Genomic DNA, 26,686 nt, shown 5'->3' on the forward strand with positions numbered 1-26,686 from the left:
TGCGCGCCGCGACCTATGTCACAGATATCCTTTCGCACAGACAGAATAGGAGTCGCACTGCATGGGCACGAACGACAAGAGCGTTTCGCACGTGGAAGATTCACCGTCCGGTGATGCCGTTCCCAGGCCCGCGCGACGCCGTCGGCGATACGTACTCGCGGGTACAGGCGTCCTCGCACTGGCCGTCGTTGGCTGGTTCGGCTACTCGGCCTGGGACGTTCAGGCCGACCTCACCGGGGCCAGGGACAACGCCCAACTCGCCAAGAATTCGCTCTTGGGAGGCGACACCGAAGGCGCCCGGAACGCTGCCGCCGAAGCCGTGAATCAGGCTGAAAGTGCGCAGGTCAGCCTACATTCTGCGCCGTGGCGACAGCTCGCGGGATTACCCGGGGTCGGCGCACCTTTCGAGTCGATCCAGAAGATGTCGGACGTCGTCGTCGGACTCACCCGGGACGTGCTCGCTCCGGCGGTGGAGACCGGAACCGCCCTGTCTCCGGGCGACCTGATCTCGGACGGCGGGAAGGTGAAACTGCAACCACTTCGGGAGGCTGCTCCGGCTCTGAAGCAGACGTCGCTCGCGGCACGCGCTCTCGCCGACCAAGCCCGCCAGGTGCCAGGCGCGGGCTATCTCGGGCCCCTCGACGACGTGCGTTCGGATCTGCAGAATCAGACCGGCGATGTGGCGAAACTGTTGGAGAACACGGCAATCGGGGCCGACATCCTCCCCGCAATGCTGGGCGCGGACGGACCGCGAAACTACTTCATGGCCTTCCAAACAAACGCCGAGGCGCGTGGAACCGGCGGACTCGTCGGTGGATACGGCATCATTCGAGCGAACGATGGTGAGGCGCAGGTCGATACACTCGGAAAAAACACTGAGGTTTCCTATGAGCACCAACCACTGGACCTAGGGTCTGATTTCAACGGGCTTTACGGGAGCTACAACCCGTCCACCGACATCCGAAACAGCAATCTCAGTACCCACTTTCCTTATGCCGGACAGATCTGGCAATCACTGTGGGCGCAGGAATCCGGAGAAGAGGTCGACGGTGCGATAGCGACAGACCCAGTGGCACTGAGTTACGTGCTCGGCGCTGTGGGGCCGGTCACCATGCCGGACGGTGAAATCGTCGACGCCGGGAACGTCGTCGAACTCACCGAGTCCACCGCATACATCCGGTACGCGGGTACCAGCGACTCCGAGATCGTCGCCAACAACGTCGCCCGCAAGACGTATCTCCAGACGATCGCCGCGAAGGTGGTCGAGAAGATGACCGGGAACATCGAGTCACCGCAACTGCTTCTCGACGCCATCGGCAAAGCGGTGAGCGAGCGCCGGATCGCGGTGTGGAGTGCTCACTCCGAGGAACAGGCCGTCCTGGCCGACACTCCACTGGGTCACACGGTGCCCGAGGACGATGCACCGTACGCGAGCGTCGTCGTCAACAACAACGCCGGCAACAAACTCGATTACTACCTGACCCGGGAAATCGAATACACGGCGCAGACGTGCACCGGCGACACCCGAACGTCCGAAGTGACGGTGCGCCTCACCAACAATCTCCCGGCAGGCGACTACCCGCGATACGTCGCGGGCACCTACAACAGTCGTAAGGTCCCGCCCGGTACCAACGTCGCGATGATCTCCCTGCTCGCCACACGCGGGGCGAAACTCGACAAGGCCACCGTCAACGGCAGGCCCGCGTTCACCGTCAACGGCAACGAGCTGGGGCACCCCGTGTTCAGCATTCCCACCACCGTGCCCCGGGGCGAGACCGTGGAACTGCGTTACGCCTTGACTGAGCCTGCCGTGCCCGGTGCTGCGCGGGTACCCATCCAGCCTCTCGTGGACGATCCGAAGGTCACCGTGAAAGTCCCTGCGTGCGGCGACTGATCCTCGTACTGCCGTTCCCACCTCCACCTGTCGAAGAGGACTCATGAAGAAGTCGGTTGCCATTCTCGGAACCCGCGGTTACCCCAGCTACTACGGCGGTTTCGAGACACTCGTCCGCCAGTTGGCGCCGTATCTCGCCGAACACGGGTGGTCCGTGACCGTCTACGGCAGAGCGGACTCCACCCGCACGGACGATCCCCAGGCCGATCCGCGGATCGACGCCGTCGTCACGCGCGGCGTGGAATCGAAGTCACTCAGTACGCTCTCCTACGGCCTCACTGCGGCCGCGCACGCGTCGCGTCGCCGTCCCGATGTCGCGTTGATCATGAACGTGGCCAATGGGTACTGGCTCCCGCTCCTGAAGGCACGCGGGATACCCACCCTGATCAACGTGGACGGCATCGAATGGGAACGCGCCAAATGGGGTGGGCTGGCGAAGTCGGTGTTCAAGGGCGGCGCCCATCTCACCGCCAGGCTGGGCGACCGGCTCGTCTACGACTCGAAGGAACTCGAACGCCGGTGGTCCGAGCAGTTCCGGCGCGACGGGCTGTTCATCCCCTACGGCGGCACCGTCCCGCCGGAACTCGACCCGGTCGAGGGTTTCGGTTCCCGGTCGTATGCACTGATGGTCGCTCGGTTCGTTCCGGAGAACACGGTCGGCGAGTTCTTCTCGGCCGCCCAGCGTCTGAGCGACGAATGGGACGTCGTCATCGTCGGATCCTCGGGATATGGAGGTGAGTTCGACGCCAGGGCGGCACAGCTCGCCGCGGGGTCCGAACGCATTCACTGGCTGGGCCACGTAAGTGACGACGACAAATTGTTCGCCCTGTGGCAGCACGCGGGCGCCTACTTCCACGGACACAGTGTGGGCGGTACCAACCCCGCGCTGGTCCAGGCAATGGCCTGCGGGGCCCCCACAGTGGCCCGCGACACCGTCTTCAACCGCGAGGTGCTCGGCACCGCCGCACGATTCGTCGAGCCGGACAGCGACTCCATCGCGCGGGGGATGGCGGAAGTGCTGTCGGATCGTGCACTGCAGAACACGCTGAGCTCCGGAACGCTTGCGCGACAGGCCACCGACTACACCTGGGAAGGTGTGTGCTCGGCATATCACGAGGCCCTGCTCGACCTCGCCCGGTGAGGGGGCGAGTCGGTCAGGCTCGGCGCAGCAGACGCGCCACCGATTCCGTGAAATCCGAAGTCCGCACCCGCAGATCTCCGATCGGCACGTTCAGCGACACCAGAAGGAATGCAAACAGGATCAGGTAGGACACCGACGATGCCGCCGCGGCACCCACCGCGCCGAACGGCGGCCCCAGCAGGTACAGAAGTGCGATGCCCGCGACCAGAGCAATGATCTGCGCGATCGTCATGCGCACGCCTCTTCCTTCGGCGGCGAGGGCCATCGAGCACACGTAGGCCGCCAGCATGGCACCGCCACCGATCACGCTCACCACGGCCACTCGAACCGCCGGCTCGAAGGCGTCGCCGAATACGATCGGGATCCCGACGTAGGACGCGACCGCGACAACGGGGGTGCTCAGCAAAGCAAGGGCGACACCGACCCTCGCAGCCTCGGCCTTCAGCTTCGTCCGCTCCGCCCCCTCGGCGCGGGCCACGAGCGGAAAGAACGACGCCCCCAGCGCCTGCCCCAGGGCGAGTGGGACGGCCGCGACGGTCACCGCGACGGAATACATGCCGGCCTGCGCGGCGCCGAGCAGCGGTAGGACGAGCACCTGGTCGAGCCGGCTCGACGCGGATTCGGCGACGGCGCTGCCCGCGTATCGCATCGCCCCTCTGCTCAGCGAGCCAAGCGGGTGATACGCACCCCGGACGGACGTCCTCGTCAACACCAGTGCCACGACGAAGGTTCCCACCGTTCCCGCGATGTTCGCTGCCAGAACGGTTGCAGTCGTGGCGAGTCCGAGGATCCACCACACCAGCACGAGCGAGACGTAGATCGCCGGGTAGGCAATTCTCACGACGAGGACAGCCCGGTAGCGAAGGTGCGCCACCAGGACGCTGCTGTCGCACATCCAGCTCATGACCAGAGGACTGAGAGCCAGACCCACAGCGGCCACGGTCCGCGCCGAGTCCTCGAAATCGGCAAACAGAGTCAGCCAGGCGACGATCGCGACGGGCACCGCCAGGAACACGCTGAGAGCGCAGAGGACTCGGGCGCTGCGCAGTGCCGCCTTGCCGTCCGTCGTCGCCGCCATCCTCCGCACCTCGAGTGGCATTCCGAAGGCGAGGACGATAGGCACGATGAAGAAGAGGGCGATCGCCGCCGCCGTCTCGCCTCTGCCGTCTGGACCGATCGCACGCGCGACGATCGGTGCGCTGAGGAGTGAGAGCGCGGCGGCCCCGAGGTTCCCGACCACCAGTTGCACCGGGGAATCCGCGACCACGAGGGTGCGGAGTCTGGCGGATGCCGTCATCGGACGCCTCCGAGGCTGTCCAGGGCTGCCCGGCACTCTACCGGGCCGAGTTCCCAGGGTCGGGAATCGAGCAGTCGCCGACGCTGATCGTCCGTCAGGCGCTCGGCGATCTGCCGCGCGGGAGTGCCCACCACGACGGCGAAGTCGGGCACATCCCTGGTGACCACGGCACCCGCACCGACTACGGCTCCGATCCCGATTCGCCGGCATCCCGGCAGAATCGTCACGTTGGCGCCGATCCACGATTCGTGCCCGATCTCGCACCCGGTCCGCTCCACGTCGGCCTCGGGTGGAACCAGTCCGAGTGCGGGGTTGTACCAGAACGGGTGCATGCTCAGGGAGTCGACGGGGTGCGCGGCGCCGAGCCTGCGCACGTTGGGGCCGATGGACACATACGACCCGATGACGGTGTCTCTGTCTGCCATACCGGGTTCGAGCAACGACCCGTAGGAATAGTTTCCCACGCGCACGCCGTAATGCCTGTCGAGGATTGCACGGAGGGAGAGTGAGGTGAACTGTCCGCCTTCACTGCGCGTGACGAGCGCGAGAAACCGTCGCTTCAGGGGCAGCGTGGCGAAGTGTCGGGCCACGAGCCGGCCACACCAGCGCTGCTGCATCTCCGTCGGCACCGTCGATCCACCCATCTACTCGAACCCCTGTCCGGCTCAACCCGAAATGGTGCGGACGAACGTGCCGGCCGCCGAGCGCAGCGCCGCGACAGGGTTACGGGCTGCGAGTGCGAGCAGACCGTACCCTGCGTACCGGGGAACTCGCCGACCACCCGCTATCCGGCCGAGCAACCTGCCCGCCAGAGTCTGTTTGCGCCCGACCTGTAGTGGTTGCACGGGCAGGACGCTGTCGATGTCGATCTCCTCGAGGTGCAGTATCCCGCAGCGCTCGGCCTCGAGCAGCAACTTGTGACCGCGCCGGGTTCGGGCAATCGCGACGGACACACCGTCCGCATCGTCGAAGACCGGATAGCCGCGCTCGTCGCACCGCCAGTAGTCGCCGACTGCGATGTCGGCGTGCCCCCCGGTTCCGTCGACACAGAGCTTGCACCGCCATTGGAGCCGACGTCCCAGATGCTGCCCCCACGACTCGTCGTACGACAGTTCCCGTACATCCGATTCCGAGTGAACGGCGAACGTTCCCGGCCAGCCGTTGCCGCGGTAACGCAGTGCGGTGACCACGTCGGTGGTGAATCCCAGTTCCTCGACAAGGGTGTCTGTCGCCTGCTGGCTGGGGGTACCGGCGCAGAAGAACGAGAGAAGGATCGGATGGTCCGCCTGCGGCGCGCCGATCGCGTCGAAGTATTGCCGCGCGGCTGTCGCTTCGCAGGGTTTGCCGATGAGCGCGTTGCCGGCCGCCGCGGATGCCAGGAGCGGCAGGTTGCTGACCGGTGCGTAGCGGGATCCCGCCGCCCGCAACGCCTGATCCTTGGAGACGATCTGGATCGGCACACTGCGAGTCGGACTCGCCCCGGGGCTGCTGCCGATGACCGACCGCGTCCGTCCCGTCTCTACCAGCCACGCAGCAAGTGCAGTGAGAACTCCCCCGCTGCTACCTGATTCACGGACATCGTCATCGATGGCCCACGACTTCCACACCGAGACGTGGCTGCCGAAAACGGCATGTGCGGTGGCACCGGACTGTTCGGGTGCGCGTACCCGCCTGCCGGGACACGTGGCCTCGAACAGTGCGCGTTCTTCGCGATCGGCGTCGGGTTCGCCCCCGGCCGTGGTGAAGGACGGGCGCATGTACCCTTCCGTGTCCAGCTGCATTTCGATGCGGGAGGACACGAGCGTGCATCCGCCGCAACCGGTGCAGTTTCCGTTCACGACGACGCGGCGGACCGCGTCTTCGAGGGTGCGGGTCACGGCGCCCCTACCGATTGCAGAGATGCGACCGCGGCATGCAGGCGTTCCTCGGCGAGGTCGTGGACCCCCTTCAACTGGTTGCCGACGTCGGCCCCTTTTCTCGTCGTGATGACGTGGGCTGTCACCTCGCCCGGGTTCTGCTCCAGCGCGAGGTCGACACTCAGATCCCAGCCGAGGTCGGACATCAGGGGGGCGAATTTGCGCGAGTACGCCCACGGAATGGCTGGTGTGCCCATCGACAGCGCGTTCAGGCACGCGTGCATCCGGGCGCCGACGACCCACTCCGCCGAACCCACCGTGGTCCTGACTTCGTCGAGGGTGCGCGGAACGACGACCTCCATTCCGGAACGGAACTCGGCCTCGAGTTCCCGGACGGCCGCCACGTCGTCGTCGACGCTGACGGCGTCCACGACGTGTGCGAGCAGGCTGACCTGCCGTCCTGCCGAGCGCAACTCGCCGAGCAGGGAGCGGACGGAGTTGCGGTAACCGGCGGAGTCGCCGTGCCGATCCGAGAACCACAGCAGACCCGACACGTTGACCACCACGTCCCGCGACTTCGGGACCTCGGTGCGCGGCAGTGCGAATACGACGTCCGTCGCGCGCGCATCGACGGGCCGACCCAACGTCGCCGAGTACTCGGCACTGACGTCGTCGCGGGACTGCACGACCGAAGCTCGGTCGAGGCAGTACTTCCCGCCGCGTCGTCCGGCTGCAGTGGTGAACGGCCCTATCGTCTGCGGCCCCATCGCGAGGGGAATCCCCAGTTTCGCGGCCGACCTGCTGGCGTACACCATGAAAGCGTGGCGCTTGAGGCCGTAGATGTCGGTGAAGCTGTCTCCTGCCCCCGAATCGAGAATGACGTCGTATTCGCGGAGTTTCGTCTTGATCGGACCGTTCCGCCTGCCGAGGTCTCGCGCGATCGACCGGGTGGTGAACGAGACGGGAGAGTCGCCGGGCATGTAGTTCTGGAAGTCGACGACGGTGTCAGGGCCCCACGCCCGGGTCGCGAGTTCTGCCAGGCCTCGAGCCAGCACCTGAACACCGAAATTGGCCGATCTGGTATCGGCCCACAACACGAGTACCTTCGTCATGCGGCCGCCCCTGTCAGTTGAGATTGTCGATCGTGGCGGAAGCGGTGCGGTTCCGATTCTCTCCGTCTCGCACCGGTGAGAGAAACCATTCCGACGAAGAACCACAGCAGCGCACCGAACTGGGTGATCAGTGCGACCGTGAAGAGAGCAGGCACGACGGCTGCCACGCCGATCATCGGCGGCGTCGCGGTTCGGCTGATCACACGGACCGCGAGCCACACCGTGCCGAGGATCGCCGCCGCCGCGACGAAGAGGCCGAAACTCAGACCCAGCAGCACGAACGTGCTGTCGATCGATTTGAACCCGCTGAAGTAGGGAACCCCGTCCGATTCGAGGTACCCGTTCGCGATTCCCATCGGATTCATCGTCGGGATCAGGCCGTTCAGTTTCGATCGATACTGGGCGCTGTCCTCCGCCTCCGAACCCGCCTGTTCGAAGATGCCGACGATCCAGGGACTCGCCAGCGCCGCACCCACGACACCGCCCGCGAGCACGAGCATCCCGCTCCTCGAATCGCTTCTGCCCTTCATGAAGAACAGTGTCAGGAACACGGCGAAGGCGGCACTGATCATGCCCGAACGACTGAACGACACCACCGCCGCCGCCAGCATCAGCGCGATACACACGACCTTGACGCGCGTCCGGAAGGTCGTGGCGAACACGATCGGGATCGCGAGTGCGACCGAATTGGCGAGTGCGATGGAGTGCCCGAACGCCCACTCCGAGCGGATGATTCCTCCGCGCAACTGGGAATGCCCCCACAGCCGGTACTGCACGGTCGCATTCGTCAGTTCGTAGTACGGGTTCCAGCGCAGGACGAATTCCGCCACCGCACAGACCGCCACGACCGTGAAGAGAACCGCGATGACGCGATAGGTGAAGTCGGTGCCCACGCGCTGAACCAGCAGCCGCCCCACCAGGAACGACAGCAACCACTGCGACAACGCGCTCGTCACGTCGCCGGGACGAGCCCAGCCGACGACGACGAGAATCGCGCAGCACGCGAAGAAGACGAGGATGCACACGTCGATCTTGTTGGGCTCCCACCGGTTGAAGAGCAGCATCGCCCCGAGAACCAGCAGCGACATGAGAGCGGTCGGAGACAGATAGAAGGGGTCGGTGGCGCCGAACCAGAACGGGACGAAGCACACGACCAGGAGCCACAGCGTCAGCGCGATCCTCGGATGACGGCTGCACAGAACCGAGATCGCGATGCCGGCGAGTACCGCGAGCGTGACGGTGACTCCCAGCAGGGACGGTAGAAGCAACGCGAGGACGAGAACCCCGGGGACGAAGCAGGTGGACGGTGACAACCGGTTCACCGCGTCACTTATTGGCGTGCTCACGATCGATCACCTCCCCGCTTTCTGTGTCCTTCGGCGGGTTCGACGGCACCCGCAGGAGGTCCCGCGCATACCAGGAGAACTTTCGGGACTCCTCCAGCCAGGACTGCCGCCGGGGCCGGTCCTGCACGGCGCGTACGCGATACGCAGCCGACCGAGCGAGCAAACCGCCGCTCACCGCGAACTTCCACGACAGATTCTGGATGCGCGAACGAGAGATCCTCCACTTGTACAGGTCGTACAGATTGACAACCCACGCCGAGTTCGGCCTGCGGTCACCCGACGGCGCCGAGCTCTCGCCGATCGTGTGCTCACCCGACGCCTCGGCGGACATGACGATCCGGTGGCCCGCATCCTGGACACGGAGGCAGTATTCGAGATCCTCCGCATACATGAACCAGCGAGTGGTCAGGCCGCCCAGATCGCGCCACAGCACGGCGTGTGTCATCAGACAGGCCCCGGAAACCCAGTCGACGTCCCTGCTGACGAACGAATTCCGCTTCAGAAGGTAGAGACCCTCGAGAGCCCCCGACGTCGAGGACAGTCGCGACAAGCCGTAGTAGTGGCAGAAGACGCGCCACAGGTCCGGACGGCGGCCGCCCTCCCGGATGGTGAGGCGATCGCCCGGCTTCTCCAGGACGGGGGCCGCGATGCCTGCTCCGTCGTCGAGAACCCGGCTCAGTGCGCGCACGTCGGCGGGGTCGATGCGGGCATCGGGGTTGAGCAGCAGCAGGTGCTCACCACACGCCTGCGCCGCGGCCGCGTTCACTCCGCGCGCGAACCCCAGATTCTCGGAACTACGGACGACCCGCGCACGGGGCGCGACGCGGTTTACCGTGTCGAGAGTGGCGTCGTGCGAGTCGTTGTCGAGGACGACGACCTCGATGTCGGGTTCGTCGGCAAGCGGTTGGAGGCACCGGCCGATCACGCCCGCGCTGTTGTACGTGACCACCAGCACCGAGACGCGAGCCCTGCGTTCCTCACTCATGCCGTTTTACCGCCCTTTTGGCGCCTGCTCCCGACTATCCTGGCAGGTGAACCGACGGCCACACTCCCCGGAGGGAGGTCACCGGTCACCACGGACCCCGCGCCGACAACCGAACCGTCACCGATGGTGACCCCGGCGACGACGACCACCCCTGCTCCGAGCCAGCAGTCGTCGCCGACCGTCACGGGCAGTCTCTGTTCACCTTGAAGTCGAATGGGCGTGTTCTCGTCGGAATACTCATGGTTCTCGCTGACGATCACCACGTTCGGGCCCAGGAGGCAGTCACGTCCGATCACGACGCCGCCCTGACCCCAGAGGGTGTTGTACATACCCACAGCAGTCCGATCGCCGATCACGACCCCGGTCCCGGGATTCGCGATCACCCCTGATGCCGCGATGGTCGCACCTCGGCCCACCGTGACGTTGTCACCGAGTTCGATTCCGTTCCGGGAAAATGCCTCGACCCGGACGTCGTCACCGAGGCAGACGCCCTTGCCTACCCGGAGGAACGCTGCACCCGTCACCGTCACGCGCCGTCCACGGAAATGCAGGGTGGACGCACCCGCATAGCGTGCCCCCAGCACCAGACCGCGTGCCGCCTCGATTCCCTTGCGCAGCGCGAATCCTGCCACGACGGTCGCGGGTACGTCCGCCGGAAGTTCCCGGCCGCGCAGGTGCAGGTACGCGTTGCCGAGCAGGTTCACCGTCACCGCGTCACACCGTCGATCGAGTGGGAGACATGACGCAGTTCTTCACGCAGCACTCGAATCACTTCCGGCCAGTCGTTGTCTGCCGATTCCCAGGAACCAGTCCGTCGCGGATGCCCCGGTTCAGCCTTCGTGAGCGCCGCCATGGCGGCCGCGATCCGCTCCACGTCGAGTGGATCGACGTAAGTGGCGCCTGCTCCGAGTGTTTCGCGGAACACATCGAGGTCGCTGACGAGGACACGGGCGCCGAAGGCACGCGCCTCCACGGGTGGGAGCCCGAACCCTTCGCCCAGCGACAGGCAGCAGAAGTAGTCACAATTCTCGTAGAGCCACCGCAGTTCGCCGTCGGACAGGCGCCCGGTGAAGATCACGCTGCCGTCGTCGACGGCGGCGTGAGTGGACGCAGGAATCGGTGCGTTCTTTCCGGAGGCCTCACCGACCACGACCAAGGGGTACTCCGGGGTTATCAGCCCCGAGCCCACGCCCGCGTCGATGATCCGCTGGACGTTCTTGCGCACATTGAGTCGTCCCACCGTGAGAACGAATTCGGCGCCGGTCGAGACGACGGGCGGTGCCACCGGCTCGGCAGAGAGCAGTCCGCGGGCCACGCCGAGTCCGGAGGTTGCGACCCGCCCGATTTCCGGGTTGTGGGAACGGATCCGCACCCGTTCCGCCCCGGAGGACGTGACGACCGAACCCGCGCGGCGGGCGAGCCTCGGAATGAGGGAAAGGTATGCGCGTTCGACCCGCGTGAACCATTCCGGGTTGGACTGGAACAACACGTCGTGGACGTACACGACGGACGGCGAGCCCACCGGGGAGAAGTTCTGCGCCAGCACCGCATCGACGTTGCCGATCCTGCGCGCGACAAACGGCAGTTCCACGCTGTTGATCAGGGGATGCACTCTCGAGCGAGTGGGTACGACGCGGACTCCGTCCGGGACAGTCGCTCTCGCGGAGTCGACCCCGCCGGCGGGGACGGCGAGAAACAGCTCGTCTCCCGGATAGGACTGCGCCCACTGACCGATGGCCTCCCGAAGGACCAGTCGGCCGGAGGGCGGTCCGTCGACCCACCAGTACCCGTCGAGCAACACCCGCATGTCAGTACGCGCCGTCACTCGCCACCACAGCCCTCAGGGTCTTCGCAATGATCAGCATGTCGCCCACCATCGACCAATTCTCCACGTACGACAAGTCGAGCCGCACCGATTCCTCCCACGACAGGTCCGAACGGCCACTTACCTGCCACAGGCCGGTGACACCCGGTTTGACCAGAAGCCGGCGGTGAACGTCGCCGTCGTACGCCTCCACTTCCCGGTGCAGCGGAGGACGCGGACCGACAATACTCATCTCCCGTCGCAGCACGTTGATGAACTGCGGCAGTTCGTCGATGCTGAACCGGCGGAGCACTCGTCCGACACGCGTCACGCGGGGATCCTCACGCAATTTGAACAGCACCCCGGCACCCTCGTTGCGGTCCATGAGCGACGCCACCTGCGTGTCGGCGTTCTGCACCATCGAGCGAAACTTCAGCATCTGGAACGGCTTCCCGTCGAGGCCCATTCGTTCGGACCGGTAGAGCACCGGCCCCCTGCTGGTCAGCTTGACCGCCAGCGCTGCAGCGAGCATCACCGGTGTGACCAGGACGAGCGCGAACAGGGCGAAGGCGATGTCGAACGACGTCTTCCCGAACTTGCTCGCACCGTGGTAGCTCGGCTTCTCGACGTGGATCAGCGGCAGACCGGCCACCGGCCGAATCTCGAGGCGTGGCCCCGACACGTCCATCATTCCCGGCGCGACGACGAGATCGACCTCGTGGTTCTCGAGATCCCACACCATCTGCCGCAGTCCGTGATGCCCGAGATGCTCGGTGGCCGTGACCGCTACTGTGTCTGCGCCGGATTCACGCAACGCTTCCACCACATCGTTTTCACTACCCAGCACCGGGATGGCCCGGCCGCTCACCATGATGTGCTCGTCGAATCGACGGGGATGACCCGGAATACATGCTCCCACCACGAGAAAACCGTCCGCGGTACCGCGATCGAAGGACTCGGCGAGGCTGCGCACCGAATGGTGGGCACCAACAGCGAGAACGGACGTCCGGAAGTGACCGTGCGCCCGCTTGTACGACACCACCCGGCGCCACATCCACCGGCTGACCAGCAGTCCCACCAAGCCAGTGGGGAGCGCGATCGCAAGGTAGAGGCGGGCGAGATCGAGCCGGGCGAGTAGCGCTGCGATGGCGATGATCCCGAACAGGCGCATGGTGGCTGTCGCGATCCGCCGGTACTCCTCCGGTCCGCTGCCGATCACCCGTGGTGAGCGGGCGTGGAACACGGTAAGCATTCCCAGCCACATCGCGATCAGCGCTATGGAAATGAGTGTGTAGCTGACGTTGTCGAGGGACTGCGAGTGAACCAGGGCGTCGGAGCCGCCGAATCTCCACCACTGTGCCGTGGCGACTGCGGCCGTCACGACCAGAGCATCGGTGACCGCGAGGCGCCGAATGTAGGCGGTCTGCCAGCGACGGCGGACGGCGACGTGTGCATCCCCGACCACGTGGGGGCCCGGGTTCGAGGCATGTGCGTCCACCGTGCTACGAACGGTCGAACTGGACGCCATCATTGCTTCGCCTCCGGATCAAGCTCTCGGGATTCGGAACTTGCATGTGGTGTTCATATGGTGTTGTTGCCGTGATGATGATTGCAGACCGGACAGTCTCCTGCTCACTCTGTGGCGATCTTCACCACGCCCGCGCGAATACCCGCGAGTAGCAACAACTTCTGATCCACGAGCCACCTCACGGTGAATCAGCGAATGAGCCGACCTCGCGCTCCGATCTCGCACGAGAAACCAGCGCCACATCCAGTTTTCGGATCATTACGGTACCCTCATCGCGCGATATCACTGCGTACCAATCCACTTCCCCGCGCGGTTTCGTCACCGTTGGACGAATTCCGTTCGCCAGACGTGTCGCCGTGTTCCCCTGTAGCGTCAGGCACGACCGTCCCATTTGCGCCTATTCGACAACTTGACCGACACGCCGCAGCTCTGGGCTCGACGGAGTCGGCCAGCCCGGGCACCGCGGCCGCGAGCAGCAGCCCGGCACACCGAACCTGCGTTGTGCGACAGTGGTGCGATGAGCACTGTGGTGACGATCGACGAGTTGGCGGAATCGCTGAACAGCGCCGCTCCGCCGGTCCTTCTCGACGTGCGGTGGGCGCTCGGCGACACCGAAGGCAGGCAGCATTACCTCGACGCGCACATTCCCGGTGCCGTGTTCGTCGACCTGGAGACCGAACTGGCCGCCCCGGGAGCCCCGGAACTGGGCAGGCATCCCCTGCCGACGGTGACGGACCTCCAGGACGCCGCGCGCCGGTGGGGTGTCCGGGCCGGCAGCCCTGTCGTGGTCTACGACGCCACCGGGAACCTTGCCGCCGCGCGGGCATGGTGGCTGCTGCGCTGGGCCGGAGTTGCCGACGTGACGATGCTCGATGGCGGTCTCGGCGCGTGGACGTCGGCGGGCCATCCCGTCCGATCCGGCGACGAGCGCCCACCACTGCCCGGTGACGTCGTTCTCACTGCGGGCCACCTGCCGACGCTGACCGCGGACGAGGCCGCCGAATTCGCCGACCACGGCCACCTTCTCGATGCCCGTGCCGCCGAGCGGTATTCGGGCGCGACCGAACCCATCGATCCCCGCGCCGGGCACATTCCCGGTGCCCGCAGCGCCCCGACGTCCGAGAATCTCGGGCCCGACGGACGGTTCGCGCCTGCCGAGGTGCTGCGCGAACGATTCGCCGCGGTCGGCGTCGAGCCCGGACGTCCCGTCGGCGTGTACTGCGGATCGGGTGTGACGGCGGCCCACCAGGTTGCGGCGCTGGCGCTCGCCGGCGTCGACGCCGCCCTGTATCCGGGGTCCTGGTCGCAGTGGTCATCCGATCCCGGGCGGCCGGTCGCCACCGGCCCCGACCCGCGGTGACGGCGAGTCACGCCGTCTGACCGGCCGTCTCCGCGTCGTGCGCCGGATAGGCGTGGATGAGGGCGGTACTCAGCTTCGGAACCGCGTGGGTGAGTGTGTGTTCGGCGGTGTGCGCCACGCGGTGCGCGTCGCGCAGGCTGGTCGAAGGGTCGACGTCGAGTTCGGCGTCGGCATGCAGGTGGTGCCCGATCCACCGCATCTTGACGCTGCGCACCCCGACCACCCCCGGTTCGGCGGCGAGGGCCCGTTCGGCGGTGTCGACGAGTTCCGGGTCGACGCCGTCCATCAGCCGCCGGAACACGTCGCGTGCCGCGGTCCGCAGCACGAGCAGGATCGCGGCCGTGATGACCAGGCCCACCACCGGGTCGGAGAGCGGAATCCCGACCGCGACACCGCCGGCGCCCAGTACCACGGCGAGGGAGGTGAATCCGTCGGTCCGTGCGTGCAACCCGTCGGCGACGAGCGCGGCGGAGCCGATCCGCCTCCCGACCCGGATGCGGTACAGCGCCACCCACTCGTTGCCGGCGAATCCGATGACACCGGCGAGGGCCACCCACCCGAGGTGGTCGATGGGCACCGGATCGAGGAGGCGGCGGGTCGCCTCCACACCCGCGACGACCGCGGACAACGCGATCATCACCACGACGAACAACCCAGCCAGGTCTTCGGCCCGGCCGTAGCCGTAGGTGAATCGCCGGGTGGCCGCCCGCCGTCCGAGGGCGAACGCGATCCACAGCGGAATCGCTGTCAGCGCGTCGGAGAAGTTGTGCACGGTGTCGGCGGCGAGCGCGACGGACCCGGACAGCGCCACCACGATCACCTGAGCGAGGGCGGTGACTCCCAGCACCACCAGGCTGATCTTGACCGCCCGGATCCCGATCTCGCTCGCCTCGAGCGCGTCGTCGACGCTGTCCGCGGAGTCGTGGCTGTGCGGGGCGAAGATCTCGCGGATCGCCCCGCGGACGCCACCCGAATCTCCGTGGCCGTGGCCGTGCCCATGGGAATGTCCGTGGCCGTTCACGAGCCGTCTCCCTCCGCGGCGAGGTCCGCGTCGTCGTGGATCACCTGCAGATCGCCGGTGGCGCGGTGATGTCCCGGGATGCCGGGGCCCGCGTGCTCGGCATTGAACACGGCGTCGGTGACCAACTGCTGCACGTGCTCGTTGGCGACGCTGTAGTAGATGGACGTTCCCTCCCTCCGCGTGCGCACCAGCCGCGCCATCCGGAGCTTCGCGAGATGTTGCGAGACGGACGGTGCCGGCTTCCCCACCCGTTCGGCCAACTCGTTCACCGACAGCTCGCCTCCCACCAGTTGCCAGAGCACCTGCACCCGGGTGGCGTCGGCGAGCATGCGGAAGACCTCGACCACCAGCCCGACCTGGTCTTCGTCGAGTCGGCGCCGACAAGCGCGCTTATCTGCATTCATACGCAGATAATAGGTCACTTTGTTTTGTGATGCATCAGACACCGAATCGACTTACTTGCTTGCGCTAACGATGTATATAGTTGCTTGCATCAAGTAAGTCGTCCTTCAGGGGTTGCCATGTCCGTCTCGTCAGTGCCTACCGTGCCGTCCGTATCTCTCGGCACCACCGAAGCGCTCATCGACGAGGTCTTCCTCTTCGGCCGCGTGCTTCGCGACGCCCTGGTGTCGGAAGGCGACGGTCACATCCCGCGCGCGTTGACGGGGGTCCTCCTCGTCCTCGCGGCTCGGGGGGAATGCCGGCAGAACGAACTCGCCACCGAACTGTGTGTCAGCCAGTCCTCACTCAGTCGCCAGATCACCGATCTGGTGGACGTCGGCTACGTCACCCGCCACTCGGATCCCGCCGACGGACGCGCATTCCGAATACGCGTGTCGCCGGAGGGAATGGCGTACGTCAAGCACGTGAGAACACAGCGAGCGGCACGAATGCAGAAGTTGATGACCGGCTGGAACGAAACCGAGGCAGCGATTGCCCTCGAATCCATCCGGCACCTGAAGGAAACACTCTTCGATCCAGAACACCGGATCGTTACGAGCTCGAACCCGATTGGAACACAAAGCGTATGACCGAAACACAGACTCGGCCGCCGGTTGAAGAAACGACGGCCATGACGCACCGCCAAATCCTCGAAGCCCTCACGGGCCTGCTCGCCGCGCTGTTCACCGCGCTGCTGAGCAGCACGATCGTCGCCACCGCTCTCCCCACGATCATCGGTGACCTGAAGGGCACGCAGACCGCGTACGCCTGGGTCATCACCAGCGCGCTGCTCGCCAACGCCGCCTCGACACCCATCTGGGGCAAGCTCGCCGACCTGTTCAACAAGAAGGTCCTCGTCCAGAGCGCGATCGTCATCTTCGTCATCGGTTCGGTGATCGCCGGCTTCGCACACAACGTGCCGATCCTGCTCGCCGCACGCGTCATCCAGGGCATCGGCATGGGTGGCCTGACGGCTCTCGTCGTCGCCATCATCGGCACGATCGTCGCTCCCCGTGAGCGCGGCCGCTACTCCGGCTACATGGGTGCCGTCATGGCCGTGTCGATGTCGGGTGGCCCGATCCTCGGCGGCGTCATCGTCGACAGCCCCCTCGGCTGGCGCTGGTGCTTCTTCGTGTGCGTGCCGCTCGCCGTCATCGCACTGTTCCTGCTGCAGCGCACCCTGCACCTCGCGACCGAGAAGAAGGACGACGTCTCCATCGACTGGCTCGGCGCCCTGCTGCTGACCGCCGGTGTGTCCATCCTGCTGATCTGGGTCTCGTTCGCCGGCAAGGCCGGCTACTACGAGTGGTTCTCCCGTGAAACGGTCATGTACGTCGGATCCGGTGTGCTCCTGCTGGCCGCGACGATCCTCGTCGAAGCCAAGGCCAAGTCGCCGATCATCCCGCTCAAGATCGTCACGGAGAAGACCACCGGACTCGCCATTATCGCGTCCGTCGCCGTCGGTGTCGGAATGTTCGGTTCCACCACGTTCCTCGGCCAGTACTTCCAGACCTCGCGTGGCTACACCCCCACGATGGCCGGAGTGCTCACGATCCCGATGGTCGCCGGCATGCTCCTCGGCACGGTCGGATCCGGACAGCTCATCACCCGCTTCGGCAAGTGGAAGCCGTTCGTCGTCGGCGGCGCCGTCCTCATGATCGTCGGCTTCGGATTGCTCGGCACCATCGATCACGAGACCAGCCTGACCCTCGTCGGCGCGTACATCGCGATCATCGGTCTCGGCATGGGCATGCTGATGCAGAACCTGGTCCTCGCGGTGCAGAACACCGTCAGCGTCCAGAACATCGGTGCGGCATCCAGCTCGGTTGCCTTCTTCCGGACCTTCGGTGGCGCGATCGGCGTCTCGGTTCTCGGTTCGGTGCTGGCCACCCGCGTCGCCGACCTGTCGGCCGACGGTTTCGCGAAACTCGGCATCCCCGCCGGGTCGAGCAGCGGCGGCGGAAGCCTGGACCTGACGTCCATGCCCGCCCCCGTGCAGGGTGTCATCCGCGCCGCATACGGAGACGCGACCGGCCGGATCTTCCTGATCGCCGCCGTCGTCGCCGTCATCACCCTGATCGCCGTCATCCTGCTGCCCAACCGCCCGCTGCGTCGCACCATCGACCTGTCGAGCGAGCAGGAGCCCATCCAGGAACCCGAGTACGCCCCCGTTCCGGAGTACGCACTCGAGCCCGACACGGCGCCGATCCAGTCGTCCGACGTCCGCGGCGGCAGGCACGAGGCCCCCGCCGATCAGCGTCAGCCCTTCGCGGGGTTGAGCGCCGACGCCCGGGACCGTCTCCTGTCCATGCTTCTGCCCCAGCCGGAGCAGACGCTGGAAGCGATCGACGAAGCGGAGAAGATCCGCGACGAGGTCAACCGCCTGCGCAACGATCTCAACGCCAAGCTCGTCGAATTCGACGCGGTCTGGGATCGCCTGCGCGAGCTGGGACTGAGCGAAGAGCAAGTGGCCGGCGTCCTCGGCGGCGGCCACGTGACGGACACCGGCAACGGTGCCCTCATCCGCTGAATGAGATGATCGTTCAGTTCCACGACGCCGTCGGCCCGCCCACGTATCCCCCTCTACGTGGGCGGGCCGGCGGCGTGTTCGCTCAATTGACCCGGTTCACGCTGGTGGGCACCTCGAGCAACGTGCTCTACGCTCTCGCGTTCTTCACCCTCGACATGTACGGGTCGTTCGTCGCCAACCTCGTCGGCGTGGTGACCAGTTCGATGCTGGCCAACGAACTCCACCGGCGGCTCACCTTCCGTGCCGTGGACCGCGTCCGCTGGTTCGTCGCACAGTGGGAGGGCGGAACCCTCGCGCTGATCGGCCTGGCCGTCAGCTCACTCGCGCTCGCCCTCCTGCACATGCTCTTCCCCGGCGCCGACGGTCCGGCGCAGGTCGCGCTCGTCATCGCCGTCAGCGCCGTCGTCGGCGGGCTGCGGTTCCTCGCACTCCGTGGTTGGGTCTATGCCTCCGGCCCGTGAGTACTTGTTAACCGCCCGTGGTTAACAAGTACTCACGGCAGGGGACGGTGCCACGGACCCGTGATCGCCAGTGTCAGCCCCGGCGACTGGATGTTCGCGAACAGGATCTTCCCGTCCGCACTGAATGCCGGACCGCAGAATTCGCTGTCGTTCAACTCGTTCCGCGCCATCGCGAACGGCTCACCCTCCGCCGTGACGCCCACGAGGTGGCTGATCCCTTCGCCGTCCTCGGCGAGGATCACGCCGCCGTACGGCGAGACGGTGATGTTGTCGGGCCCGTCGTAGTTTCCGGTGTCGACCGCGGGATCGGGATTGACGCCGAACAGGGTCTTCAGCGTGACGGTCTGCTTCGCCGGGTCGTAGAACCACACCTGGCCGTCGTGCTCGGCGACGCTGCCGTCGCTGGTCCGCGCGTAGCTCGCGACGAAGTAGGCGCCGCCGTCGCCCCACCACTGTCCCTCCAGCTTGCGGCTCCGGGTGACGACGTCGTTCCCGAACTGCTCACGCACCGGCGTGCTCGTCGCGTCACGGTCCGGCACACCCACCCACTGCACGGCGTACACGGTTCCCGGCTCGGTGGCCTGCGACAGGTCGGGGACGTGCGTTCCGCCCTGGAAGCACGCCATCGCCTGGAGAGCACCCGCGGCGTCGCCGCCCGGAGACTGCGCGAGTTCGCGCAGCGCGTTCGGCCCGCCCCGGAAACCCTGCGGCGGCGTCCACCGGTAGTACAGGCCGTTCGGCCCGGACGCATCCTCCGTGAGATAGATGGTGCTCGACGCCGGATCCACCGCCACGGCCTCGTGCGCATACCGGCCGAGGAACTTCAGCGGCACAGGACTTTTGCCCCTGTTCGCGTCCTGACTCGCCGGGTCCACCTCGAAGACGTAGCCGTGGTCGAGCAGGAACCCGTCCTCCCCCGCGCGAGCCTCCGTCTCCTCGCAGGTCAACCACGTCCCCCACGGGGTGATGCCGCCCGCGCAGTTGTTCACGGTGCCCGCGACGCTGACGTACTGGCCCTGCCGTGCGCCATCGGCGCCGACCGCGGTCGTGGTCGTACCGCCGCGCGCGCCCGTGTCGTACGTCAATCCGTCGAGAGCGGGCACGCCGAACGGTTCGTCGCTGCCGATCTCGTGATTGGTGACGAGTGTGGAACCGCCGGGTCGCGCGAACACCCCGATGGCGTCGGGATCGCTCGGCACCGGTACACCACCGTCCAACTGCGTCTCACCCGACCGGGAGACGACGGTGTACGAAAAACCCACCGGGAGCGAGAGAATGCGGTTCGGGTCGGGCACGAGCGGTCCGTAGCCGATCGCCTGTCCCGGCGCCGCGGACGCGAACGCCGGCAGGACGAGGGCGTCGACGCTTCCGGCGAGTGCCACACCGAGGCCGGTGAGCGCGGTGCGACCGAGGAACCCGCGGCGGTTGAGTGGTGCAGTGGACACTGTCTGAAACCTCCATGGTGACGAACCGGGACCCTCGGACGGTAGGGACCGGACTGCCCTGGTTCGTGGACGCACCGTGGCGGGCGCGTGAACCGGGCGAGAACTTCCCCTGTGAGTACTTGTTAACCGCCGGCGGTTAATAAGTACTCACGGGCGTTGACATGTGACCAAATGGTCACCTATTCTCGATTCATGGACGACGATCACGTCTTCAAGGCGCTGGCCGATTCCACCCGCCGCCTGATACTCGACCGATTGTTCGCCCAGGATGGTCAGACGCTCACCGAACTCGAGTCGCAGGTCGAGATGACGCGATTCGGGGTCATGAAGCATCTGCGTGTGCTCGAAGACGCGGGGCTCGTCGTCACGCGCCGCTCCGGCCGGGAAAAACTTCACTACCTCAATCCTGTGCCGATACAGCTGATCCACAACCGGTGGATCGACAAATACACCGAGCGTCACACCAGTGCGCTCGCTCAGCTGAAAGCCGAACTGGAGGAAGAGAAATGACTACCGCCGACGCATTCCAGATCTACGCGGTCTACATCAAGGCGACGCCGGAGGCCATCTGGGACGCCATCACCAAACCCGAGTGGTCGCAGCAGTACGGTTACGGTGGTCTGGTCGACTACGACCTCCGCGCGGGCGGCGCGTTCCGATCGCGCGCGGACGACGCGATGAAGGAGTACCCGGGCGTGCCGGACGTGATCGTCGACGGCGAGGTGATCGAGTCCGATCCGCCGAAGAAGCTGGTGCAGACGTGGCGGATGCTGATGGACGCCGACAACGTGGAGGGATTCACCACGCTCACCTACGAGATCGTGCAGTCGAGCCGCCCCGGTGTCGCGAAACTGACTGTCACACACGACCTCACCAACGCACCGGGCCTGGCCGAGATGGTCGCGGGCAGGCGGGAGTCCGAGGGCGCGGGCGGCGGCTGGAACGAGGTGCTGAGCGGAATGAAGACCCTGCTCGAGACGGGGCAGCCGATGGTGAACTGGGGCTGACCCGCGGGTCGGCGGGCGCGAGGGCCCGACATCTGTCGGACGGCCGCAGTAAGCTCCAACCATGACGGCTGCGCAGTCGCTCGACGGGGATTTCCTCGCACTCGCCGACCCTTACCGGCGCGAGTTGCTCGCCCATTGTTATCGCATGATGGGCTCGCTTCACGACGCCGAAGACCAGATGCAGGAGACCTTCATCCGGGCCTGGCGGGGGTACGACGGCTACCAGCAGCAGGCGTCGCTGCGGACGTGGCTGTACAAGATCGCCACCAATACGTGCCTGACGGCCCTGCAGAGCAAATCCAAGCGTCCGCTGCCGAGCGGGCTGGGGGCTCCCGACTCCGACCCGACCGCCGACCTCGTCGAGCGACACGAGGTCCCGTGGCTCGAACCGCTCCCCAACCGCCTCATCGACGACGACGCGAACGATCCCGCCACCGTGGTGACGTCGCGCGAGTCGGTGCGGCTGGCGTTCATCGCCGCCCTTCAGCATCTTCCTGCACGTCAGCGCGCGGTCCTCGTCCTCCGCGACGTGTTGCAGTGGAAGGCGTCGGAGGTCGCGACGGCTCTCGGTACCACCACGACAGCGGTGAACAGCCTGCTGCAGCGTGCACGTGCGCAGCTCGAACTGGCCACGCCGACGGCCGACACTCTCGTGGAACCGGAGTCCCCCGAGGAGCGCGACCTCCTCGACCGCTACGTCGCCGCGTTCGAGGACTATGACATCGACGCGATCGTCGAACTGTTCACCAAGGACGCCGTCTGGGAGATGCCTCCGTTCGACGGCTGGTATCGCGGGGGCGCCTCGATCGGCACCCTGATCAGCGGAAACTGTCCGGCCAAGGCTGCGGGCGACATGCGTCTGGTGTCCACGGCGGCCAACGGACAGCCGGCCCTCGGCCTGTACATGCGCGGAGAGGACGGCGTCCACCGTCCGTTCCAGCTCCACGTCCTGGACGTCACGGCTGACGGGGTCTCCCATGTCGTCTGCTTCTTCGACGTCGATCTGTTCGAGAAGTTCGGACTACCGGAGACCCCGCCGCCCGCCTGACCCCTACGCCGGCACGGCGGCCGGATCCATCCACATGACCTCCCAGACGTGACCGTCCAGGTCGCGGAACGCGCGCCCGTACATGAAGCCTTCGTCCTGGAGCTTGCCCCACGACGTCCCGCCGGAGGCGAGGGCCTTGTCGACGAGGCTGTCGACCTCCTCGCGACTTTCGGCCGAGATACACATGAGGGCCTCGACAGACTTCGAGGTGTCGCAGATGCCGCCCTCGATGAAGTCCGTGAACCGGGACTCGACGAGGAGCATCACGGACGTGTGCTCGTTGATCACCATGGCGGTGCAGGAGTCGTCGCTGAACGTGGTGTTGAACTCGAAGCCGAGTCCGCCGAAGAACGTCTTGGTCGCGTCGAGGTTCTTGATCGGCAGGTTCACGAAGAGCATCCGGGACATGTGATTCTCCTTCTCGGGTTCCGCCCAGTGCGGAAGGTCATCGATACAGACCGCGGCGGTGCGCAAAACTCATCGGCGACCGCTCGCCCGATCCTCTCAGCTGTCGGCGAGGTCGAGGAACGAGCCGATCATGATCCGCCCGGCCGCTTCCACGTCGGCCATGTGCTCCCCCGACGGCGCGGTGTCCGGCGGCATGTGGGCCTGCATCACCGGTAGCTGCCCGCGGGTCAGTTCGACGTGGAACTGCAACCCGTACGCGCGGCGGCCGATCGCGAAGGCCTGATTCTCGTAGAGGTGACTGCTCGCCAGCCCGATCGCGCCGTCGGGGAGGTCGAAGGTGTCGCCGTGCCAGTGGACGACGGGCACCTCGGCGCCGGCCGAACCGAACACGGGGTCGCGCGTCCCGTCCACGGACACGGTGACCGTCCCGGCGCCGTTCTCCGGGGTCGGCCCCCGGCGGATCGCGCCGCCGAACGAGGCGGCGAGAAGCTGCGCGCCGAGGCAGATTCCCAGCATCGGAAGCCCGGCGTCCACAATTTCTTTGATGAAGTTTCGCTCTCGCGGAAGTTGCGGGTGGGTAACGTCATCGAGTGCGCCCATCGGACCGCCCATCACCACGACGCCGCCGACGTCGTGAACGGCTGGGAGTTCCGACGCTCGGTACATGGGGTACTCGGTGTACCGAATTCCCCGCTCCGCCAGCAAAGTACCGACGAGCGCCGGTCCTTCGAACGGCACGTGCTTTACAACCGCCCATGGCTTGTTCATGCCACAATTCTTACCGAGTAGGGACTTTCGACCCTATGCAGGCCCGGATTCGCGAATTCCGCACTGAGTGCACAAAATTCGGATGTTCACACGGAGTTCACGTTCGGTGTACTCCACCCGAATGACACCATCCAAACTGGACGCTTGTCTAGTGGCATGGCTCACGCGAAACCTGTAGAAATACGACGTCACGCTTTCGTGACCCGTCCCATATCAATTAGTTATCCGGTGGTGGTCCCTGACAAACGGAACGTCACCATCTCCCGTTACCTCAGACCACAGACGAGCCCTCCCGCGATCCGGGAAGTCGTCTACGGGATGGAAAGGGCCCTAGATGCCGCTCCCCATGTCCCCTCTCGACTCGATGTTCCTTCTCGGCGAGTCCCGTGAGCACCCGATGCATGTCGGCGGCGTAGAGATCTTCCAGCTCCCGGAAGGCGCCGACACCTACGACATGCGCGCGATGCTCGACCGCGCCCTCGCCGACGGCGAGGGGATCGTCACGCCCCGGCTCGCCAAGCGAGCCCACCGGTCCTTCTCGACGCTCGGTCAGTGGAGCTGGGAGACGGTGGACGACATCGACCTCGGTCACCACATCCGGCACGACGCGCTGCCCGCCCCCGGAGGCGAGGCCGAGCTGATGGCACTGTGCTCGCGGCTGCACGGCTCGCTGCTCGACCGCAGCCGCCCGCTGTGGGAGATGCACCTCATCGAGGGACTGAGCGACGGACGGTTCGCCGTCTACACCAAGATCCACCACGCGGTCGCCGACGGCGTCACCGCGATGAAGATGCTGCGCAACGCGCTCAGCGAGAACTCCGAGGACCGGGACGTGCCTGCCCCGTGGCAGCCGCGGGGACCGCGGCCGCAGCGGACGCCGTCGAAGGCGTTCAGCCTGTCGGGTCTGGCCGGTTCCACGTTCCGCGCCGCCCGCGACACGGTCGGTGAGGTCGCCGGGCTCGTGCCCGCGCTCGCCGGCACCGTGTCCCGCGCCTTCCGTGACCAGGGCGGCCCGCTCGCCCTGTCCGCACCCAAGACCCCGTTCAACGTGCCGATCACCGGTGCCCGCCAGTTCGCGGCGCAGTCGTGGCCGCTCGAACGTCTCCGGCTCGTCGCCAAGCTGTCCGACACCACCATCAACGACGTCGTGCTCGCGATGTCCTCCGGGGCGCTCCGCAGCTACCTCGAGGATCAGAACGCGCTGCCCGCCGAGCCGCTGATCGCGATGGTGCCGGTGTCGCTGAAGAGTCAGCGCGAGGCGTCGAACGGCAACAACATCGGGGTGCTCATGTGCAACCTCGGCACCCACCTCCCCGACCCGGCGGATCGCCTCGACACCATCCGGACGTCCATGTGCGAGGGCAAGGAGGCGTACGAGACGATGAGTGCCACGCAGATCCTCGCGATGAGCGCTCTCGGCGCGGCACCGATCGGCGCGAGCATGCTGTTCGGGCACAACTCGCGGGTGCGCCCGCCGTTCAACCTCATCATCTCCAACGTTCCGGGCCCCAGCTCGCCGCTGTACTGGAACGGGGCGCGACTCGACGCGATCTACCCGCTGTCGGTGCCCGTCGACGGCCAGGGCCTGAACATCACCTGCACCAGCAACGACGACATCATCTCGTTCGGGGTCACCGGCTGCCGCAGCGCGGTGCCCGACCTGAAGTCGATCCCCGGTCGGCTGGGGCACGAACTGCGCGCCCTCGAGCGCGCGGTCGGAATCTGACCCTAGGGACTCTTACGGTCGCTGTGCCCGAGGTGGCGGTCTGGTGCCACCCGGTCCCGGACCAATTGCTTGAGCACGGTGATGTCGGGGAAGCCGCCCTGCTCCTTGCGGTCCCAGATCAGTTCGTCGTCGACGGTGATGCGGAAGATCCCGCCGGTGCCGGGGACGAGCGCGACCTCGCCGAGTTCTTGCCCGAACGTGCCGAGTAGTTCCTGCGCCATCCACGCTGCACGTAACAGCCACTGGCACTGGGTGCAGTAGGTGATCGCGACCCGGCCGTCCGTGCTGCTCGTCGTCATCGTGCCAGGTTAACCGAAGGTGCTCCCCCGCTTGCTGTTCGAGTTGCACGGAGGACACCTGTTCGTCATGCGGACGTCAGCATCGTGAGGCAGACTGTCGATCGCCATGCTGTGCCACCTCGACGAAAGGAAGCCGCCATGTCCACCGCGCTCGAAGAATCGCGTCGCCACGCCATCGAGCTGACCAACGAGAAGATCCAGGCCGTCAAGGACTTCTTCACCAACATCTTCCGCCTGGACACCACGCACCGGACCGAGGCCTGAACACGGGGGGAGGTCTTCGCCGAGAAGGCCTCCCCGTGTTCACCGGATCCTCTCGAAGAACTGCACGACCTCCGCGGTGCGGAAGTGGTCTTCCGAGACGTGCGGTCCGCTCACTTCGACGAACTCGACGGCGTCCGAGCCGCGGCGGAGCATCTCGACCCACGGTCCCGTGACGCCGGCGATGTTCGCCACCTCGTCCTCCCGCGACGCGTACACCCGAATCGGCACTCCGACATAGTCTCCCGGCTCGTGCCGGACGGCGTCCCAGCGCTCGGTCTTCGATTCGAGGTCCTGCCCGTCCGCGGACAAGCGGAAGGCGTCCCGCACGGTGTCGCGTCCGTGTTCGCCCCGTTCCCACACTGCGCGCAGCGACAGCGACGGAGCGATGAACACGGCTCCGTCCCACGCGACCTCCCGCAGGCGTACGGCGTTGGCGGCGGCGTTACCACCCATCGATTCGCCGATCAGGAAGCGGCGTGTCACCGGCCACCGATACGACACCCACTCGTCCAGTGCGACCACCGCGTCCTGCGCCGGCCGGTTTCCCCACTGGTCGCCGTGCAGGTACGGGCTGGCGACCAGGTAGCCGGCGTCCAGCAAGCCGTCCCGCAGGCCGGCGCGGTCGCCGATCGACCTCTCGTCCCCCGTCCGCCCGTGCAGGTAGTACGCGACCGCGGACGGCGTCACCCCGCGCGGCACCGCGACCACCGCACGATCGCCGGAGCGCGGGACGGTCACCGCGTGCTCCTCGTACGTCGTGAGGTGTGCCGTGCGCCGCGTCAGCGGTTCGGCGGACCCGGCACGAAGTATCACCCCGCCACGCTAACAAGCGGGGACGCGACGTGCCTGGCGGCGATCTCCGACCCGGCGCCGGTTTCGCCGAGACGAGCTGACGTCCGACGCCACGCTCCTATAATTTCAAGCCTGAGCCCTAGTTGTGAGGGG

Annotated in this window: 27 protein-coding genes; 11 read left to right on the forward strand and 16 right to left on the reverse strand. The window is 66.5% G+C overall.

The window, feature by feature from the left end:
* Nucleotides 1–61: 61 nt before the first annotated feature.
* Entirely contained in the window at nt 62–1,894 is a 1,833-nt protein-coding gene (locus ACNJ7E_RS27055) for a DUF4012 domain-containing protein (RefSeq protein WP_418341401.1), read from the forward strand.
* A 43-nt stretch (nt 1,895–1,937) separates the two neighbouring features.
* Nucleotides 1,938–3,035, forward strand: a complete 1,098-nt coding sequence (locus ACNJ7E_RS27060) for a glycosyltransferase (RefSeq protein ID WP_418341402.1) — start codon at nt 1,938–1,940, stop codon at nt 3,033–3,035.
* 13 nt (nt 3,036–3,048) lie between these two features.
* On the opposite strand, the gene ACNJ7E_RS27065 is transcribed toward ACNJ7E_RS27060, so the two are convergent.
* From ACNJ7E_RS27065 to ACNJ7E_RS27105, 9 genes are read right to left on the reverse strand one after another with little or no spacing between them, the layout of a single operon-like run.
* Entirely contained in the window at nt 3,049–4,332 is a 1,284-nt protein-coding gene (locus ACNJ7E_RS27065) for an oligosaccharide flippase family protein (protein ID WP_418341403.1), read from the reverse strand.
* Nucleotides 4,329–4,976: an LbetaH domain-containing protein gene (locus tag ACNJ7E_RS27070; protein ID WP_418341404.1), complete on the reverse strand. Its 648-nt coding sequence runs from the start codon at nt 4,974–4,976 to the stop codon at nt 4,329–4,331. Before ACNJ7E_RS27070 ends, ACNJ7E_RS27065 begins: the two co-directional genes overlap by 4 nt.
* 21 nt (nt 4,977–4,997) lie before the next feature.
* The gene (locus tag ACNJ7E_RS27075) at nt 4,998–6,209 is read right to left on the reverse strand and encodes a Coenzyme F420 hydrogenase/dehydrogenase, beta subunit C-terminal domain (protein ID WP_418341405.1); all 1,212 of its coding nucleotides are present in this window, start codon (nt 6,207–6,209) and stop codon (nt 4,998–5,000) included.
* The gene (locus ACNJ7E_RS27080; protein WP_418341406.1) at nt 6,206–7,300 is read right to left on the reverse strand and encodes a polysaccharide pyruvyl transferase family protein; all 1,095 of its coding nucleotides are present in this window, start codon (nt 7,298–7,300) and stop codon (nt 6,206–6,208) included. Before ACNJ7E_RS27080 ends, ACNJ7E_RS27075 begins: the two co-directional genes overlap by 4 nt.
* The gene (locus ACNJ7E_RS27085) at nt 7,297–8,646 is read right to left on the reverse strand and encodes a hypothetical protein (protein ID WP_418341407.1); all 1,350 of its coding nucleotides are present in this window, start codon (nt 8,644–8,646) and stop codon (nt 7,297–7,299) included. Before ACNJ7E_RS27085 ends, ACNJ7E_RS27080 begins: the two co-directional genes overlap by 4 nt.
* Nucleotides 8,627–9,631, reverse strand: coding sequence for a glycosyltransferase (locus tag ACNJ7E_RS27090; RefSeq protein ID WP_418341408.1), 1,005 nt, complete (start codon nt 9,629–9,631; stop codon nt 8,627–8,629). Before ACNJ7E_RS27090 ends, ACNJ7E_RS27085 begins: the two co-directional genes overlap by 20 nt.
* Entirely contained in the window at nt 9,628–10,341 is a 714-nt protein-coding gene (locus ACNJ7E_RS27095; protein WP_418341409.1) for an acyltransferase, read from the reverse strand. The genes ACNJ7E_RS27090 and ACNJ7E_RS27095 overlap by 4 nt, the downstream gene beginning before the upstream one ends.
* A complete protein-coding gene (locus ACNJ7E_RS27100) occupies nt 10,338–11,456 on the reverse strand; it encodes a glycosyltransferase family 4 protein (protein ID WP_418341410.1) in 1,119 nt (372 codons plus the stop codon). Before ACNJ7E_RS27100 ends, ACNJ7E_RS27095 begins: the two co-directional genes overlap by 4 nt.
* Nucleotides 11,440–12,963: a sugar transferase gene (locus tag ACNJ7E_RS27105; protein WP_418341506.1), complete on the reverse strand. Its 1,524-nt coding sequence runs from the start codon at nt 12,961–12,963 to the stop codon at nt 11,440–11,442. The genes ACNJ7E_RS27100 and ACNJ7E_RS27105 overlap by 17 nt, the downstream gene beginning before the upstream one ends.
* A gap of 526 nt (nt 12,964–13,489) precedes the next feature.
* On the opposite strand from ACNJ7E_RS27105, the gene ACNJ7E_RS27110 reads away from it, so the two are divergent.
* Nucleotides 13,490–14,323, forward strand: coding sequence for a sulfurtransferase (locus ACNJ7E_RS27110; RefSeq protein WP_418341507.1), 834 nt, complete (start codon nt 13,490–13,492; stop codon nt 14,321–14,323).
* Nucleotides 14,324–14,330: 7 nt separating this feature from the next.
* Here ACNJ7E_RS27110 and ACNJ7E_RS27115 read toward each other — a convergent pair whose 3' ends face one another.
* Together ACNJ7E_RS27115 and ACNJ7E_RS27120 are read right to left on the reverse strand one after the other, a co-directional pair.
* Nucleotides 14,331–15,344 carry a cation diffusion facilitator family transporter gene (locus ACNJ7E_RS27115; protein ID WP_418341411.1) on the reverse strand — a complete coding sequence of 338 codons (1,014 nt, stop codon included), beginning with the start codon at nt 15,342–15,344 and terminating at the stop codon, nt 14,331–14,333.
* A complete protein-coding gene (locus tag ACNJ7E_RS27120) occupies nt 15,341–15,748 on the reverse strand; it encodes an ArsR/SmtB family transcription factor (protein ID WP_280780768.1) in 408 nt (135 codons plus the stop codon). The genes ACNJ7E_RS27115 and ACNJ7E_RS27120 overlap by 4 nt, the downstream gene beginning before the upstream one ends.
* Before the next feature lie 117 nt (nt 15,749–15,865).
* Between ACNJ7E_RS27120 and ACNJ7E_RS27125 the strand changes: the two genes are divergently transcribed.
* The 3 genes from ACNJ7E_RS27125 to ACNJ7E_RS27135 are packed head-to-tail and all read left to right on the forward strand — an operon-like array spanning nt 15,866 to nt 18,776.
* Nucleotides 15,866–16,375 carry a MarR family winged helix-turn-helix transcriptional regulator gene (locus tag ACNJ7E_RS27125; RefSeq protein WP_016883656.1) on the forward strand — a complete coding sequence of 170 codons (510 nt, stop codon included), beginning with the start codon at nt 15,866–15,868 and terminating at the stop codon, nt 16,373–16,375.
* Nucleotides 16,372–18,315: an MDR family MFS transporter gene (locus ACNJ7E_RS27130; protein WP_280780767.1), complete on the forward strand. Its 1,944-nt coding sequence runs from the start codon at nt 16,372–16,374 to the stop codon at nt 18,313–18,315. The genes ACNJ7E_RS27125 and ACNJ7E_RS27130 overlap by 4 nt, the downstream gene beginning before the upstream one ends.
* A gap of 5 nt (nt 18,316–18,320) precedes the next feature.
* Complete coding sequence (locus ACNJ7E_RS27135) at nt 18,321–18,776, forward strand: GtrA family protein (RefSeq protein ID WP_005238131.1); 456 nt, start codon at nt 18,321–18,323, stop codon at nt 18,774–18,776.
* A 32-nt stretch (nt 18,777–18,808) separates the two neighbouring features.
* Here ACNJ7E_RS27135 and ACNJ7E_RS27140 read toward each other — a convergent pair whose 3' ends face one another.
* Nucleotides 18,809–20,221, reverse strand: a complete 1,413-nt coding sequence (locus ACNJ7E_RS27140) for an alkaline phosphatase PhoX (RefSeq protein WP_418341412.1) — start codon at nt 20,219–20,221, stop codon at nt 18,809–18,811.
* 192 nt (nt 20,222–20,413) lie between these two features.
* Between ACNJ7E_RS27140 and ACNJ7E_RS27145 the strand changes: the two genes are divergently transcribed.
* The 3 genes from ACNJ7E_RS27145 to ACNJ7E_RS27155 all read left to right on the forward strand — a co-directional run bounded on the left by ACNJ7E_RS27145 (nt 20,414) and on the right by ACNJ7E_RS27155 (nt 22,276).
* Complete coding sequence (locus ACNJ7E_RS27145) at nt 20,414–20,731, forward strand: ArsR/SmtB family transcription factor (RefSeq protein ID WP_005573288.1); 318 nt, start codon at nt 20,414–20,416, stop codon at nt 20,729–20,731.
* Nucleotides 20,728–21,228 (forward strand): SRPBCC family protein, encoded by a 501-nt coding sequence (locus tag ACNJ7E_RS27150; RefSeq protein WP_061043870.1) that lies wholly within the window; start codon nt 20,728–20,730, stop codon nt 21,226–21,228. The genes ACNJ7E_RS27145 and ACNJ7E_RS27150 overlap by 4 nt, the downstream gene beginning before the upstream one ends.
* A gap of 61 nt (nt 21,229–21,289) precedes the next feature.
* The gene (locus ACNJ7E_RS27155) at nt 21,290–22,276 is read left to right on the forward strand and encodes a sigma-70 family RNA polymerase sigma factor (RefSeq protein ID WP_317567855.1); all 987 of its coding nucleotides are present in this window, start codon (nt 21,290–21,292) and stop codon (nt 22,274–22,276) included.
* Nucleotides 22,277–22,279: 3 nt separating this feature from the next.
* On the opposite strand, the gene ACNJ7E_RS27160 is transcribed toward ACNJ7E_RS27155, so the two are convergent.
* Together ACNJ7E_RS27160 and ACNJ7E_RS27165 are read right to left on the reverse strand one after the other, a co-directional pair.
* Complete coding sequence (locus ACNJ7E_RS27160) at nt 22,280–22,684, reverse strand: VOC family protein (RefSeq protein ID WP_418341413.1); 405 nt, start codon at nt 22,682–22,684, stop codon at nt 22,280–22,282.
* A 96-nt stretch (nt 22,685–22,780) separates the two neighbouring features.
* Complete coding sequence (locus tag ACNJ7E_RS27165) at nt 22,781–23,452, reverse strand: type 1 glutamine amidotransferase (RefSeq protein ID WP_418341414.1); 672 nt, start codon at nt 23,450–23,452, stop codon at nt 22,781–22,783.
* A gap of 334 nt (nt 23,453–23,786) precedes the next feature.
* On the opposite strand from ACNJ7E_RS27165, the gene ACNJ7E_RS27170 reads away from it, so the two are divergent.
* Entirely contained in the window at nt 23,787–25,178 is a 1,392-nt protein-coding gene (locus ACNJ7E_RS27170) for a WS/DGAT/MGAT family O-acyltransferase (RefSeq protein ID WP_418341415.1), read from the forward strand.
* 2 nt (nt 25,179–25,180) lie between these two features.
* On the opposite strand, the gene ACNJ7E_RS27175 is transcribed toward ACNJ7E_RS27170, so the two are convergent.
* Nucleotides 25,181–25,477, reverse strand: coding sequence for an Rdx family protein (locus ACNJ7E_RS27175; RefSeq protein ID WP_011597547.1), 297 nt, complete (start codon nt 25,475–25,477; stop codon nt 25,181–25,183).
* 138 nt (nt 25,478–25,615) lie between these two features.
* Between ACNJ7E_RS27175 and ACNJ7E_RS27180 the strand changes: the two genes are divergently transcribed.
* Nucleotides 25,616–25,741 (forward strand): hypothetical protein, encoded by a 126-nt coding sequence (locus ACNJ7E_RS27180; protein WP_005257351.1) that lies wholly within the window; start codon nt 25,616–25,618, stop codon nt 25,739–25,741.
* Nucleotides 25,742–25,780: 39 nt separating this feature from the next.
* Here ACNJ7E_RS27180 and ACNJ7E_RS27185 read toward each other — a convergent pair whose 3' ends face one another.
* Nucleotides 25,781–26,554 (reverse strand): serine aminopeptidase domain-containing protein, encoded by a 774-nt coding sequence (locus tag ACNJ7E_RS27185; protein WP_280780760.1) that lies wholly within the window; start codon nt 26,552–26,554, stop codon nt 25,781–25,783.
* Nucleotides 26,555–26,686: the final 132 nt, after the last annotated feature.

It is taken from the genome of Rhodococcus mengyinensis, from assembly GCF_048381435.1.
Classification (GTDB): Bacteria; Actinomycetota; Actinomycetes; order Mycobacteriales; family Mycobacteriaceae; genus Rhodococcus_F; species Rhodococcus_F opacus_D.